Here is a 14,107-nt window from a genome sequence, read left to right as displayed (position 1 = left end):
ACACCGCGATGCCTGCTCTGGAAATCGAAATCATCAATAAACTGGGTTTGCATGCCCGAGCGTCGGCGAAGTTTGTCGGGGTTGCCGGCCAGTATCCCGATTGCACGATCCGAGTAGGCCGCACGCCGGAGACTACGGTTGATGGCAAAAGCATCATGGCGATGATGATGTTGGCGGCTGGCAAAGGCACCAAAATCTATTTGAGTACCGAAGGGCATCAGGAACAGGAAGCGCTGGATGCGCTGGTGGCGTTGATCAACAACTACTTCGACGAAGGTGGCTGATCGCCTGTGGCGAGGGAGCTTGCTCCCTCGCCACAATTCAACTCAACCCAGCGCTGTATCCATCACCATCATCAGACAAAACCCGATCAACAGGCCAAGACTGGCCAGTTTGTCGTGACCATTGCGTCGCGACTCGGGGATCACTTCGTGGGTCACCACCAGCAACATTGCACCGGCCGCCAGCGCCAGACCTAACGGCAACAGCACCTGCGCCAGGCTCACCAGCCACGCACACAGCAGGGCAAAAACCGGCTCAACCAGACCCGACGCCGCGCCGATCAAGAACGCCTTGACCCGCGACATCCCCGCCCCGGCCAGTACCAGCGCAATCACCAGACCTTCCGGCACATCCTGCAAGGCAATCCCCATGGCCAGACTATCGGCATCCGGCATGCCGCCGCCAGCGGAGACACCGACCGCCATGCCCTCCGGAATGTTATGAGCAATGATGGCGAACACGAACAGCCAGATCCGCGGCGGAATCACCGGCCGTTCGACCGTGCCCACGAGCATCTCCGGAGACGCACCAGCCAATTGCCGGTCGACCAGAAACAGCCCGAACGCACCGAGCATGATGCCGAAGCAGATCAAGCCGCTGGCGGCCCACGCTGTCAGGCCGAGGCTTTCAGCGGCGGCAATGCCCGGCACGATCAACGAAAACGCCGTCGCTGCCAACATCACGCCAGCGCCAAAACCCAGCAATGTATCGCTGAGCGCCTGGGGCATGCGCCGAATCACCAGTACCGGAACCGCGCCGAGCGCCGTGCCGAGCGCGCAGATCGCCCCGCCTTGCAACGCGCGCGACAGCCTCGGTTCCAGATCCAGCCATTCCAGCCCGTGAGCGACCAGCAAGGTCATGCCCGCCAACAGCAAGAGCGAGCCCACCGCGTAACGAAACATACGCCCACTTCCGATCGCCAGTGTTTCAGTGCCCATAGTCAGCCTTGGATTGTTTTTATAGAAGACTTAAACCAGTGCGGCTTTGTAGCGCGCAGCCACTTCAGGCCAATTGATCACGTTGTAAAAGGCGTTGATGTATTCCGGACGACGGTTCTGGTAACGCAGGTAGTAGGCGTGCTCCCAGACATCGAGACCGAGAATTGGCGTGTTGCCGTTCATCAGTGGACTGTCCTGGTTGCCGCTGCTTTCCACGATCAGTCTCTTCTGCGGGGTCACGCTGAGCCAGGCCCAACCGCTGCCGAAACGGGTCAGCGCGGCTTTGGTGAAGACCTCTTTGAAACTGTCCAGACCACCCAGTTGTTCATCAATGGCCTTGGCCAGCGCGCCATCGGGGTTGCCGCCACCGCTTGGCACCATGACTTCCCAGAACAGCGAATGATTGGCATGACCGCCGCCCTGATTGATCACCGCCGCACGGAGTTTTTCCGGCAACTGCTGCACGCTGGCGACCAGTTTTTCCACCGGCCACTCGGCGTATTCAGTGCCTTCTACGGCGGCGTTGAGGTTGTTGATGTAAGTCTGGTGATGCTTGGTGTAGTGGATCTCCATGGTCTGCGCATCGATATGCGGTTCGAGGGCGTCGTAGGCGTAAGGCAAGGCAGGCAAAGTAAAAGCCATTTCAATGGACTCCATGGTGATGTGGGGCAGGCGCGCGACGCGCATTGCCGGTATCCGGATGCAGCAGGCGCTGAGTGCGCGGGTATTCGCCGTGTTCGCTGATGAAGTTCAGTAATTCAACGTAGGTCTTGCTGCTCTGGCGCAGCGCCGCCTCACGCAGGGCCGGGCGTAGGCGCTCGTCCTGCATGGTCTGCAACAGCCGTTGGTGAATCGCGCAGAGATACTCGGCGCTCTCCTCGGGCTGATTCAGGCGCAGGTGCAGATCCGCCAGGTTGTGATGGGAGATGACGCAGGCCGCCACCGCTTCGTCGGCATCCGCCCAGCGCTCGAACAACACTTGCGCCAGGGCCAGGGCTTGCAGGTAAGCCTCGCGGGCGTCGATCAATTCGCCCAGCATGAAGCAGCGATTGGCCCGTTCGATCGTGCGTTTCCAGTGCTCCATGGTGAGCCTCCAAAGCGGTTGCGGGGTTTACACGCCGCCGGCGGTGAGCTTCTCGGGATTGAGTAGCTCTTCCAGTTGGCTGCGCGACAGGTCGGTGTGTTCCAGGGCGACATCAATTACCGGGCGGCCCTGCTTGTAGGCCTGCTTGGCGATTTCCGCGGCTTTCTGGTAACCGATGATCGGGTTGAGCGCGGTGACCAGAATCGGGTTGCGCGACAGCGCTTCCTTGAGCCGCGACTCGTTGACCTTGAATGTGGCGATGGCCTTGTCACCGAGCAGACGGCTGGAATTGGCCAGCAGTTCGATGCTGCTCAACAGGTTCTGGGCGATGATCGGCAGCATTACGTTCAACTCGAAATTGCCCGACTGACCGGCAATGGTGATCACCGAGTCGTTGCCGATCACTTGCGCAGCAACCATGGCAGTGGCTTCCGGGATCACCGGGTTGACCTTGCCCGGCATGATCGACGAGCCCGGTTGCAGGCCTTCCAATTCGATTTCACCGAGACCGGCGAGCGGGCCGGAGTTCATCCAACGCAGGTCGTTGGCGATTTTCATCAACGAAACGGCTATGGCCTTGAGCTGGCCAGAGACGGCGACGGCAGTGTCTTGTGAGCCGATCAGGGCGAACAGATCCTTGCCTTGAGTGAATTGCACGTGGGTCAATTGGCTGAGTTGACGGCTGAAACGTGCGGCGAACTCAGGATGCGCATTGATCCCGGTGCCGACGGCCGTGCCGCCCTGCGCCAGGGATTGCAGACTTGGCAGCAGGTCCTGCAAGTGGCCGATGTTGGCCTTGAGTTGCTGCGCCCAGCCGTTGAGCACCTGACTCATGCGCACCGGCATCGCGTCCATCAAGTGAGTGCGACCGGTTTTGACGTGATGATGCACCTGCTCGGCTTTGTGCTCGATGACTTGCACCAGGTGCAGCAGCGCTGGCAGCAATTGCTCGTGCAGGGCCAATGCCGCGCTGACGTGAATGGTGGTCGGGATGATGTCGTTGCTGCTTTGGCCGCAGTTGACGTGATCGTTGGCGTTGACTGGCTCGTCGAGCAGGCGACTGGCCAGGGTGGCGATCACTTCGTTGGCGTTCATGTTGGAGCTGGTGCCGGAACCGGTCTGGAAGATATCCACCGGGAAATGCTGCATGAAGTCGCCTTCGAGCAGGCCCTGGGCGGCGTCGCTGATGGCTTTGCCCTGGGCGGCGCTGATCTGGTTGAGTTCGACGTTGGCCCGGGCGGCGGCCGCTTTAGCAAGAATCAGCGCACGAATGAACTGGGTCGGCATCGGCTTGCCGCTGATCGGGAAGTTATACACTGCGCGCTGGGTTTGCGCGCCGTAGAGAGCGTCCACCGGCACCTGCAGTTCGCCCATGCTGTCGCGCTCAATACGTGTCTTGGTCATCTGAAAATCCTTGCACCAGTTCAATAAGAGGAATCGAGGGAAGCAACTCGCAGGTCGCCAGTTGCCAGGTGTAGCGCTGCCAGCGCTTGAGCCGGCACTTGCACAGGGACAGACGCTCCATTTCACGCAATGGGCGCCAGGCTTGGTCGAGACAGAAGCTGCGCCAGTGCCACGGCAAGGCGATGTCGGTGGCGGTGTCGAGCAGCAGACGGAAAGAGGTTTCAGCGATGGTCCACGGGGAAGTTGCCGTACAGCAGGCCAGATACCGCCCTTCGGCGAGGTAATGCTCGATCAGGCGCGGCTCGTCAGGATCCATCGCGCAACGGATCTGGCGACTCATCCAGCGCCAGTTTTCGAGGTACGGCTGCTCGTGCAAGGCAGAACTCATGATCCGGACTCATTCGGTAATGAGATTTATTATTAGATGATAATGAGAACCAAAACAAGAGTGCCGAGCCATGCAGATTTCATTGTGGGAGCGAGCCTGCTCGCGAAGGCGTCGTGTCAGTCACCATGGAGATTGGCAGTTAAATCGCCTTCGCGAGCAGGCTCGCTCCCACAGGGTTTTGTGTGACACCAACGAAAAAGGCGCGCCATCCGATGAGATGGCGCGCCTTTTTGCTGAACGAAATCCGAAGCTTAGCTGCCCGCGACGGTCATCCGCTCGATCAACACCGAACCGGTGCGAATGTTGCTGCGCAGCTCAAGATCGTTACCCACGGCGACGATCTGTTTGAACATGTCGCGCATGTTGCCGGCGATGGTCACTTCCTGCACCGCGAACTGGATTTCACCGTTCTCGACCCAGAACCCCGCCGCCCCGCGCGAATAATCGCCGGTAACCATGTTCAAGCCATGGCCCATCAATTCGGTGACCAACAAGCCACGGCCCATACGCTTCAACAGTGCAGTCTGATCTTCGTCGCCATGGGTGACGAACAGGTTGTGCACGCCACCGGCGTTGGCAGTGCTCGGCATACCGAGCTTACGGCCGGAGTAAGTGCCGAGAATGTATGAAACCAACTCGCCCTTTTCGACGAACGGTTTGGCATAAGTCGCCAAGCCGTCACCGTCATACGAAGCGCTGCCCATTGCACGCATCAAGTGTGGGCGCTCGTCGATGGTCAGCCATTCCGGGAACAGCTTCTGCCCCAGCGTGCCTTCCAGGAACGACGATTTGCGATACAGACTGCCTCCGGAAACTGCCGAAAGGAAACTGCCAAACAATCCGCCCGCCAGCTCAGCGGAAAACAGCACCGGCACCTCGCATGTCGGCACCGGGCGCGCGCCCAAGCGGCTCGCCGCTCGTTGCGCGGCCTTCTGGCCAATGCTTACCGGATCGGCGAGCAATGTGCCCTGACGACTCACGTCATACCAGTAATCACGCTGCATCTGGCCATCGGCCTCGGCGATCATCACGCAGCTCAGGCTGTGCCGGGTCGACGCATACCCACCAATGAAACCGTGGCTGTTGCCATACACGCGGCAACCCTGATGGGTGCTGAGGGTAGTGCCATCGGCGTTCTTGATCCGCGCATCGGCGTCGAATGCCGCCGCTTCACAGAGCAATGCCTTCTCGATGGCTTGCTCCGGGGTGATGTCCCATTCGTGGAATAGATCGAAATCCTGCAGGTCCCTGGCCATTAGCGCTGCATCGGCCAGGCCTGAGGCTTCGTCTTCAGACGTGTGTTTGGCGATCGCCAGTGCGGCGGCGACTGTTTCGCGAATGGCATCCGGGCCAGTAGCCGAGGTGCTCGCAGAACCCTTTCGCTGACCGACATACAGCGTGATGCCAAAACCCTGATCACGGTTGAATTCGACCGTTTCGACTTCGCGCTGGCGCACCGAAGTCGACAGGCCCTGCTCTAGCGACACCGCGACTTCGCAGGCACTGGCGCCCTGACGCTTGGCTTCGGCGATGATCTGCTCGACCTGTTCCTGCAGTGCCGGCAATGCCTGCGGGCCGACGCTTTCAACTGCACTCATGCTCATCTCCACTCAAATTCTGCTTTCGGCTGGGGTCATCGAGCGACCGGGCCGGACAAGCGGCCCCCGACTGGTTATCATGGCGGCGTTTCTTTGCGGACTGCCACCCATGGTTGATTCTTACGACGACTCCCTCGATACGGGAGAAAAAAGCAAATCTCAGGTCAAACGCGAGCTGCATGCTCTGGTTGACCTCGGCGAGCGCCTGACCACACTCAAGCCCGACTTGATCGCAAAACTGCCGTTGACCGACGCCATGCGCCGGGCCTTGGCCGATGCGCCCAAGCACACCGCGAACATTGCGCGTAAACGGCACTTGCAGTTCATCGGCAAACTGATGCGCGATCAGGACACTGACGCGATTCTCACGCTGCTCGATCAACTCGATGCCTCGACTCGTCAGTACAACGAGCGTTTCCACAATCTCGAACGCTGGCGTGATCGCCTGATCGCAGGCGACGATGCCGTGCTGGAAAAATTCGTCGTCGAGTACCCGGACGCCGATCGCCAGCAACTGCGTTCCCTGATCCGTCAGGCTCAGCATGAGGTTGCGCAAAACAAACCTCCTGCTTCCAGCCGCAAGATCTTCAAGTACATCCGTGAACTGGACGAGACTCAACGCGGACTGCGTTGATATTCGTCACCGGGTGGTCGCCCTGTGCGCCACCCGCAGTTTCACCTTTCCTTATGCGCCCGTGCCACCCACGGTGATCGCATCGATTTTCAGCGTCGGCTGGCCAACACCCACCGGTACCGACTGCCCATCCTTGCCACACGTGCCCACGCCGCTGTCCAGTGCCAGATCGTTACCAACCATCGACACCCGGCTCATCGCCTCGGGCCCATTGCCGATCAACGTCGCGCCTTTGACCGGCGCAGTGATCTTGCCGTCTTCGATCAGGTACGCCTCGCTGGTGGAGAACACGAACTTGCCGCTGGTGATGTCGACCTGACCGCCGCCGAGGTTGGCGCAGTAGATGCCCTTCTTCACCGAAGCGATGATTTCCGCCGGATCGCTTTCGCCACCGAGCATGTAAGTGTTGGTCATGCGCGGCATCGGCAGATGCGCGTAGGATTCACGGCGACCGTTACCGGTACGGGCCACGCCCATCAGGCGCGCGTTGAGCTTGTCCTGCATGTAACCCTTGAGGACGCCGTTTTCAATCAGCGTGGTGCACTCGGTCGGCGTGCCTTCGTCGTCGACACTCAGCGAGCCGCGACGACCACTAAGGGTGCCGTCATCGACGATGGTGCAAAGCTTCGAGGCAACCATTTCGCCCATGCGCCCGCTGTAGGCCGAACTGCCCTTGCGGTTGAAGTCGCCTTCCAGACCATGACCGACCGCTTCGTGCAGCAGCACGCCCGACCAGCCTGAACCCAACACCACCGGCAAGGTACCGGCCGGCGCCGGAATCGCTTCGAGGTTCACCAGCGCCTGACGCAACGCTTCACGGGCGTAGCCCATGGCACGGTCTTCGGCGAGGAAATAACGGTAATCGGTACGCCCGCCGCCGCCATGCCCGCCGCGCTCGCGACGGCCATTCTGTTCAACGATGACGCTGACATTGAAGCGCACCAGCGGTCGCACGTCCGCCGCCAGGCCGCCGTCGGTGGACGCCACCAGAATTCGCTCCCAGACGCCGGCCATGCTCACGCTAACCTGCTGAATACGCGGATCAAGTGCGCGAGTGGCGACGTCGATGCGCTTGAGCAGTTCGACTTTCTCGGCACGGCTCAGCACTTCCAGCGGGTTGTCCGGCGCGTACAACTGCGCGACGTCCTGAGTGGTGAACGCCTGCACGGTGCCGTTCTGCCCGGCACGGGAGATCGAGCGCGCCGCACGCGCCGCGGCGCCCAAGGCTTCGAGGGTGATCGCATTACTGTAGGCAAAACCGGTTTTTTCACCGGACTGAGCACGCACACCGACACCCTGGTCGAGGTTGAAGCTGCCTTCCTTGACGATGCCGTCTTCCAACGCCCAGGACTCGGAGATCTGGCCCTGGAAATACAAGTCGGCGGCATCGATGCCCGGGCCCGCCAGATCGCCGAGCACGCCTTGCAGGCTCTCGATCGTCACGCCGCCGGGCGCCAAAAGGTGATCACTGACTGAGGACAACAACTCGCTCATGGTTTAGGCCTTAAATTCATGTTCTGAGGCAGGTCGCTGTGCGCCCTGCGAGAAAAACCGCCGATGACTCGTCACCGGCATCCGCGCCCTGATGGACGCTTGTTCATCGCTATCGCGTTCGGCCAACAACACCGCTTCGCCTTGATCCTGATGCGCCAGCACGCGCCCCCACGGGTCGACGATCGCCGCATGCCCGAAGGTTTCTCGCGGTCCCGGATGGGTGCCGCCCTGTGCTGCCGCCAACACATAACACTGAGTCTCGATGGCCCGCGCGCGGATCAGTACGTCCCAATGCGCCGCGCCCGTTACCGCGGTAAACGCCGACGGAGCGGTAATCAACTCGGCACCGGCAGCGCGCAATTCGCTATACAGCTCCGGAAAGCGCAGGTCATAACACACGGTCAGACCGACTTTGCCCACCGGGGTGTCCGCCACGACCACACCACTGCCATAAGCATAGTCATCGGATTCGCGGTAACGGCCGCGATTGTCCGCTACATCGACATCGAACAAGTGCAACTTGTCATATCGCGCAACGGTTTCGCCCTGATCGTTGACCAGCAGCGAACAGGCGTGCGACTTGGCGTCGGGTTGATCGACCGGCGGCAACGGCAATGTGCCGGCGACTATCCATATCCTGAGGTCGCGGGCGGTCTGTTTCAACCATGGCAGGATCGGGCCTTCGCCAAGGGCCTCGGCACGGCCGATGGCGGCGATGTCGCGACGACCCATGGCGGCGAAGTTTTCCGGCAACACGGCCAGCTTCGCGCCGCTCGCTGCCGCTTGTTCAAGCAGGCGCCGGGCCTGAGCCAGATTGGCCAGCACATCGCTCTGGCTGACCATTTGAATCACCGCTAAAGACATAGCGAACTCCGCAAGAGATATGCGGCCATGCTACTCCATCGGTTCAGGGGCTGGCTGTTCAAAAAGGCTTGTCGAAGGTGATTTTCGGCTCTTTCCATGGGCCTTTGACGGTGTATTTCACACTGGCGAAGCGCGCCACACGGTCACCGATCAGCTTGTCGATCAGGAACAACGCGCCGCCTACCGCCGGAGCGCCAACAATCAGCGCAGCAATCGGCAGGTTGTTGGTCACCGGCAATGTCACCAGCAATTTGGCGTCGACCTGATCGCCGACCAGGTCCAGTGTGCCGTCCAGCTCCAGATTGCTCGACGGCCCGGTCAGGCGGATTGGTTCGCGCGTGACGTAAACGCCGTTGTTGGCCACCAGCAAACCTTTGACCCGGTCGTAGCTCAAGCCTTTGCCAAACAGATCGGAGAAGTCCAGGCGCAACCGGCGGCCGATGGAGTTGAAGTTGAGCAGACCAAACACCCGCAACGCCTGCGCTCCACCTTCCACCTCAACAAACTGGCCTTTGCTCAGCGAGGCATCGAGGGTCCCGGAGAAGCGCTTGGTCGCCAGCCATGCCGGCGAGCCCGGCCAGCGGCCATCGACGTCCATATGGAATTCTTCGCTGGTCACGCTCGGCGCAAAGCCCCAACCCTTGAGCACATCGGCGAGGTTCTTGCCGCCAATCCGCCCTTTGAACCAGCTATTGGTCGCACCCGGCGCGCCTTCCCAGCCGCCGTTGCCCTGCAACAGGATGCCTTTGAGGCCCATATCGAGGTTGTTCAGGGCAATGCCTTTGGCGGTCGGCCGGACCTTGAGTGACCAGCCACCGACCAGATCCTGCCCCAGGAACAACTGGTTGATGGTGATATCCAGCGCCGGGATTTTTGTCGGATCGACCGACACCAACGGGTCAGGCGAATTCTCGTCGGCCTGCACCGTCGGATCCGGCGCCGGCAGTCGCACGGATTGCAGATTCACCACAATCGGCGCGTTCTTCGCGTCCGGCAGGCTGGCCGTACCTTTGGCCTGCTGGCTATCGAGCGCCAGATTCCACGCCCCCGGTTTGCGATTCAACTGGACCGAAGCCTGATCCAGCGTGGTGCCGAATGCGGTGAGCTTGCCGACCTTGAAGTCGGCACTGCTCAACAGTTGCTTGGCACTGCCGCCCGGGTCCTGTCCGGCATATTTGTTGACCAGAGCCTGCCACGGCGCGACGTCCAGTTCCGACAACACACCACGAATGCGCAAGCCTTTGTTGCCAGGCAACACGGCTTCACCGGCACCGAGGAACAACTCACCACGACCGTCGGCGAAATTGCTTGGCGGCGCCGCGAAGGTGAAATTTGCCAGTTGATCGTAATTGACCCAGTAACGCCGCTCCTGTCCCTGCAGGGTCATGCGAAATATCGTGTCGCGCCCGACATCCGCCGCCATGCCGAACGGCGCCGGCAGATCGACAGCCACCCCTTTCATGCTGGAACTGACCATCAACTGACTGTCGGCGCCGTCCAGGTTCAACTGCAACTGGTAGGGAATCGTCCCGGACACCGGCAGCGGCTGGGTCACGCCGAGCCAGTCGGTGAGTTTCTTCACTTCGACCTGGCCCGATGCCGCCACTCGGGTCTTGAGTTTGTTAGCGCTGCCGTCAGCGAAGATTTGCGCGGTGACCGGTTTGTCGAATGCTCGGGCAGCGATGTTCTGCCCGCTCAGGCCCTTGGCACTGTCGAAGCGGAAATCACCTTTGAGCTGGGTCAATTCCAGTTTCGGCTCGGCCAGTTTCAGCCGCGCATTGGCGGTCTTGAAGTCGACAACGATCTTCGGCTGGTCACCGCCCTTGTCCAGCGGGATGTCCAGTTTCAGTTTGCCTTGCAGATCACCCGCGCCTTCCCAGCCGGCAAAGGTTTCGCCCGTGCCGATCGGTGCATCCTGAAGAATTTTCAGGCCATCACCGAGACCGCCGGCAAACCCGCCGTCGAGATACATATGCGTATGTTGCCCGGCCGGCACATGGGGAATGTTGACGAAAACATCGCTGACCTGGGTATCGAGCAATTGGCCCTTGCTGGCCAGAATCCGTACGCCGCTGTCCTCGATGAACACATCGCCGCTGACCTTGCTCACGTGCGGCCAGCCTGGCTGGAAGGCCAGTTCGGCGTCATGCACCTTGAAGAACAGACTGATACTGCGATCCGCTTCCCCGGCGTTTTTGCTCAGCGAACCCTGATATTGGAAGAAGCCCTGATCCACGGCCCCCTGAAGGATCGCGGTGCGCAACCATTCGTCCAGCGCCGGGCTCAACACCTGGGGCAAGTACTTGGCGGTGTAGCGTCCGTCGCCATCGACCAGGCCGACGCGCAGGTCCATGTAGTCTTCCTGGCTGTGGTCGAAATGCAGGCGGATCAGGAAGTCACCGGCAATCTTGCCCTCCTCGCCCAGCACTTTCAGATACGGCGCGATCAGGGTGAAGCCGTCTTTATCGAGTTTCCAGGTCAACCGGGCGTTGGCCTGAATGTACTGCCATGGCTTGGCGAAGATCGGATCGAGGTGCAGGACAAAGTCCTTGCTGTCCATGCGTAACTCGCCGCCGTCGAGATTGCCTGTCAGGCTACCGCTGACATTTCGTGCCGCCGGGGCGCCGTGGTAGGCATCGAAACCGACATTGTCGAGGTTGGCCGCGAAGCCGAATTTGCTGCCATCCGTGGCGCTCGGACGGAAGTCCAGCAACACGTTGCGCAAACCGCCAGTGACCTTCAGACGCTCGACCGCTGTGGCAAACCCCTGCGGCAACGGCCCCAATGCATTGAGCAGCGGCGTAATCGGCGTCAGATCGAGACGATCCGCCTGCAAATGCCAGAGTTCGTCGGCCTTGTCGGTGGCGAGGGTCTGCTGCACCTGGACTCGCGACTCCCAGCGGGTGTCGCCAAAGTTCATCGCCAGCGAATCAAGGGTGACTTTCACGCCATTGGCGCTGTTCTCGTAGTAGGCGTTGAGCGCCAGATTGTTGATCTGGATCGGCTTGCGCTCGCCGTAGGCGCCGGTCAGTTGCGGTGCATTCAGGCGCAGCGCCGCGCTTTGCAGCGCACCGTCAGACCAGTTCACCCACAGCTCGCCGCCGGCCTTGATCTCGGAGAAATTCCATTGTTGGGTCAGGCGTTCCGGCAGCCACTTTGACCAGTCACTTTGCGGCAGGCTGGCGTAGCCCTCCACTGAGCTGTCCTGCCACTGCTTGGGGCGAATTCGCGTGCGCAGATTCAGCGCAACGGGTTGGCCGTCGGGCAGGGTCAAACGCGCGTCGAGACGTTGACGACTTGCACCGGTTTTCAGATTGAGGCCGACATAAGTGAGCGTCATCGCCGGGTGATCCAGCGGCTGCAAAGTCACCTGACTGTCGAGCACCGACAGTTGCTGAATCATTTGCGAGCGATTGAACAGCTGCTCCGGATCGAGCGGCTGGTCCTTCTGCACCGGCAGCCCCTCCAGCGCCCAACTGCCATCCTCGGCTTCCTTGAGGCTGATTTTCAGGCCATTGAGTTCCAGATGGGCAATGCGTACTTCACGAGCCAACAGGCTGGACCACAGATCCGGCACGACACGCACCCGATCCAGACGCAAGGCATTGGCCCCATCACCGACCATGACGTCATGGGCCAGCAGGATCGGTGCAAAACCGCTCCAGTTGCCTTCCAGCTCACCGATCTCCAACGGCATGCCGAGGGCGGCACTGGCCTTGTCTTCAATTTCGGCGCGGTATTCGGCCACCAGCGGGGTCAGCTCGCGCCCCAGACTGACGTACAACGCCATCAACACCAGAACCAACGCGCACAGGCCCAGCCCCCAGCGGGTGAGTGCGGCCAAAATGCGTGTCAGACGGTCCATGTCAGTTGGCTCCCATGGCATGAATACTGCGAAAAGCTGAGGCCAGCCGCGGTGGAAAAAGGATGACGCAGGGGATCAGAGCAACACCACGTCATATTGTTCCTGGGAATACATGGTTTCCACCTGGAAGCGTATGGTGCGCCCGATAAACCCTTCAAGCTCGGCAACGTTACCGGACTCTTCATCCAGCAAACGGTCGACAACTTTCTGGTTCGCCAACACGCGATAACCCTCGGCCTGATAGGCCCGGGCCTCGCGAAGGATCTCGCGGAAAATCTCGTAACAGATGGTTTCTGCGGTTTTCAGCTTGCCGCGCCCCTGGCAACTGCTGCACGGCTCGCACAGCACTTGTTCAAGGCTTTCGCGGGTACGCTTGCGAGTCATCTGCACCAGGCCCAACTCGGTGATGCCGATGATGTTGGTCTTGGCGTGATCGCGTTCCAGCTGTTTCTCCAGCGTACGCAGCACCTGGCGCTGGTGCTCCTCATCTTCCATGTCGATGAAGTCGATGATGATGATCCCGCCCAGATTGCGCAGGCGCATCTGCCGGGCAATCGCGGTTGCCGCCTCGAGATTGGTCTTGAAAATGGTTTCTTCAAGATTGCGATGACCGACGAACGCCCCGGTATTGACGTCGATGGTGGTCATGGCTTCTGCCGGATCGACCACCAGGTAGCCACCGGATTTCAGCGGCACCTTGCGTTCCAGGGCTTTCTGGATTTCGTCTTCGACACCATACAGATCAAAAATCGGTCGCTCGCCGGGGTAGTGCTCCAGACGATCGGCGATTTCCGGCATCAGTTCGGCGACGAACTGCGTGGTTTTCTGGAAGGTTTCCCGGGAATCGATGCGGATCTTCTCGATTTTCGGATTGACCAGGTCGCGCAATGTGCGCAGGGCCAGACCGAGGTCTTCATAGATCACGCTCGGCGCCGAAATGGTCTTGATCTGTTCGTTGATCTGATCCCACAGGCGCCGCAGGTAGCGGATGTCCATGAGGATTTCATCGGCTCCCGCGCCCTCGGCAGCGGTACGCAGAATAAAGCCGCCGGCCTCTTTGATGCCTTCTTTGGCCACGCAATCGCTGACGACCTGCTTGAGGCGTTCGCGCTCGGCTTCGTCTTCGATTTTCAGGGAAATGCCGACGTGGGCGGTGCGCGGCATGTACACCAGATAACGCGACGGGATCGACAACTGCGTGGTCAGCCGTGCGCCTTTGGAACCGATCGGATCCTTGGTGACTTGCACTACCAGACTCTGACCTTCGTGCACCAGCGCGCTGATGCTTTCCACCGCCGGGCCTTCGCGCAGAGATATTTCGGCAGCGTGAATGAACGCCGCACGATCAAGGCCGATGTCGACAAACGCCGCCTGCATACCCGGCAGCACCCGGACAATCTTGCCTTTATAGATGTTGCCGACGATCCCGCGTTTTTGCGTGCGCTCGACATGGACTTCTTGCAGCACACCGTTTTCGACCACCGCCACGCGCGACTCCATCGGCGTGATGTTGATCAGAATCTCTTCACTCATGGCAGGATCTCGTTCAGGCATGT

At 60.5% G+C, this 14,107-nt stretch carries 12 protein-coding genes; 2 read left to right on the top strand and 10 right to left on the bottom strand.

The window, feature by feature from the left end; translation table 11 throughout:
- Nucleotides 1-8: 8 nt before the first annotated feature.
- Nucleotides 9-284, top strand: a complete 276-nt coding sequence (locus KI231_RS04510) for an HPr family phosphocarrier protein (RefSeq protein ID WP_008085079.1) — start codon at nt 9-11, stop codon at nt 282-284.
- A gap of 42 nt (nt 285-326) precedes the next feature.
- On the opposite strand, the gene KI231_RS04505 is transcribed toward KI231_RS04510, so the two are convergent.
- The 6 genes from KI231_RS04505 to pmbA form a co-directional block, all read right to left on the bottom strand.
- Complete coding sequence (locus tag KI231_RS04505; protein WP_213027559.1) at nt 327-1,220, bottom strand: ZIP family metal transporter; 894 nt, start codon at nt 1,218-1,220, stop codon at nt 327-329.
- A gap of 30 nt (nt 1,221-1,250) precedes the next feature.
- Entirely contained in the window at nt 1,251-1,862 is a 612-nt protein-coding gene (locus tag KI231_RS04500) for a superoxide dismutase (protein ID WP_213027558.1), read from the bottom strand.
- 1 nt (nt 1,863) lies between these two features.
- A complete protein-coding gene (locus KI231_RS04495; RefSeq protein WP_007953590.1) occupies nt 1,864-2,304 on the bottom strand; it encodes a DUF2753 family protein in 441 nt (146 codons plus the stop codon).
- 27 nt (nt 2,305-2,331) lie between these two features.
- A complete protein-coding gene (locus KI231_RS04490; protein WP_213027557.1) occupies nt 2,332-3,708 on the bottom strand; it encodes a class II fumarate hydratase in 1,377 nt (458 codons plus the stop codon).
- On the bottom strand, nt 3,689-4,096 hold the full coding sequence (locus KI231_RS04485) for a FagA protein (RefSeq protein ID WP_103303124.1): 408 nt from the start codon (nt 4,094-4,096) through the stop codon (nt 3,689-3,691). The genes KI231_RS04490 and KI231_RS04485 overlap by 20 nt, the downstream gene beginning before the upstream one ends.
- A gap of 251 nt (nt 4,097-4,347) precedes the next feature.
- Nucleotides 4,348-5,694 carry a metalloprotease PmbA gene (gene pmbA / locus KI231_RS04480; protein ID WP_103303125.1) on the bottom strand — a complete coding sequence of 449 codons (1,347 nt, stop codon included), beginning with the start codon at nt 5,692-5,694 and terminating at the stop codon, nt 4,348-4,350.
- 109 nt (nt 5,695-5,803) lie between these two features.
- Here pmbA and yjgA point away from each other — a divergent pair, with 109 nt between their 5' ends.
- Entirely contained in the window at nt 5,804-6,328 is a 525-nt protein-coding gene (gene yjgA, locus KI231_RS04475; protein ID WP_007915377.1) for a ribosome biogenesis factor YjgA, read from the top strand.
- A 51-nt stretch (nt 6,329-6,379) separates the two neighbouring features.
- On the opposite strand, the gene tldD is transcribed toward yjgA, so the two are convergent.
- The 4 genes from tldD to rng all read right to left on the bottom strand — a co-directional run bounded on the left by tldD (nt 6,380) and on the right by rng (nt 14,084).
- The gene (tldD, locus tag KI231_RS04470) at nt 6,380-7,822 is read right to left on the bottom strand and encodes a metalloprotease TldD (RefSeq protein ID WP_034154473.1); all 1,443 of its coding nucleotides are present in this window, start codon (nt 7,820-7,822) and stop codon (nt 6,380-6,382) included.
- Between the two features lie 3 nt (nt 7,823-7,825).
- Nucleotides 7,826-8,686: a carbon-nitrogen hydrolase family protein gene (locus KI231_RS04465; protein ID WP_213027556.1), complete on the bottom strand. Its 861-nt coding sequence runs from the start codon at nt 8,684-8,686 to the stop codon at nt 7,826-7,828.
- A gap of 58 nt (nt 8,687-8,744) precedes the next feature.
- Complete coding sequence (locus tag KI231_RS04460; RefSeq protein ID WP_213027555.1) at nt 8,745-12,551, bottom strand: YhdP family protein; 3,807 nt, start codon at nt 12,549-12,551, stop codon at nt 8,745-8,747.
- Between the two features lie 75 nt (nt 12,552-12,626).
- On the bottom strand, nt 12,627-14,084 hold the full coding sequence (gene rng / locus KI231_RS04455; protein ID WP_034154470.1) for a ribonuclease G: 1,458 nt from the start codon (nt 14,082-14,084) through the stop codon (nt 12,627-12,629).
- Nucleotides 14,085-14,107 lie beyond the last annotated feature (23 nt).

Source organism: Pseudomonas sp. Seg1 (genome assembly GCF_018326005.1).
In the GTDB taxonomy this organism is placed as follows: Bacteria; Pseudomonadota; Gammaproteobacteria; order Pseudomonadales; family Pseudomonadaceae; genus Aquipseudomonas.
This window is presented reverse-complemented; position numbering and strand designations above follow the sequence as displayed.

Coding starts and splice junctions, on each gene's coding strand:
- KI231_RS04460 (WP_213027555.1), bottom strand. CDS start 12,551: ATGGACCGTCTGACACGCATTTTGGCCGCACTCACCCGCTGGGGGCTG.
- KI231_RS04495 (WP_007953590.1), bottom strand. CDS start 2,304: ATGGAGCACTGGAAACGCACGATCGAACGGGCCAATCGCTGCTTCATG.
- tldD (WP_034154473.1), bottom strand. CDS start 7,822: ATGAGCGAGTTGTTGTCCTCAGTCAGTGATCACCTTTTGGCGCCCGGC.
- KI231_RS04490 (WP_213027557.1), bottom strand. CDS start 3,708: ATGACCAAGACACGTATTGAGCGCGACAGCATGGGCGAACTGCAGGTG.
- KI231_RS04465 (WP_213027556.1), bottom strand. CDS start 8,686: ATGTCTTTAGCGGTGATTCAAATGGTCAGCCAGAGCGATGTGCTGGCC.
- pmbA (WP_103303125.1), bottom strand. CDS start 5,694: ATGAGTGCAGTTGAAAGCGTCGGCCCGCAGGCATTGCCGGCACTGCAG.
- rng (WP_034154470.1), bottom strand. CDS start 14,084: ATGAGTGAAGAGATTCTGATCAACATCACGCCGATGGAGTCGCGCGTG.
- KI231_RS04505 (WP_213027559.1), bottom strand. CDS start 1,220: ATGGGCACTGAAACACTGGCGATCGGAAGTGGGCGTATGTTTCGTTAC.
- KI231_RS04485 (WP_103303124.1), bottom strand. CDS start 4,096: ATGAGTTCTGCCTTGCACGAGCAGCCGTACCTCGAAAACTGGCGCTGG.
- yjgA (WP_007915377.1), top strand. CDS start 5,804: ATGGTTGATTCTTACGACGACTCCCTCGATACGGGAGAAAAAAGCAAA.
- KI231_RS04500 (WP_213027558.1), bottom strand. CDS start 1,862: ATGGCTTTTACTTTGCCTGCCTTGCCTTACGCCTACGACGCCCTCGAA.
- KI231_RS04510 (WP_008085079.1), top strand. CDS start 9: ATGCCTGCTCTGGAAATCGAAATCATCAATAAACTGGGTTTGCATGCC.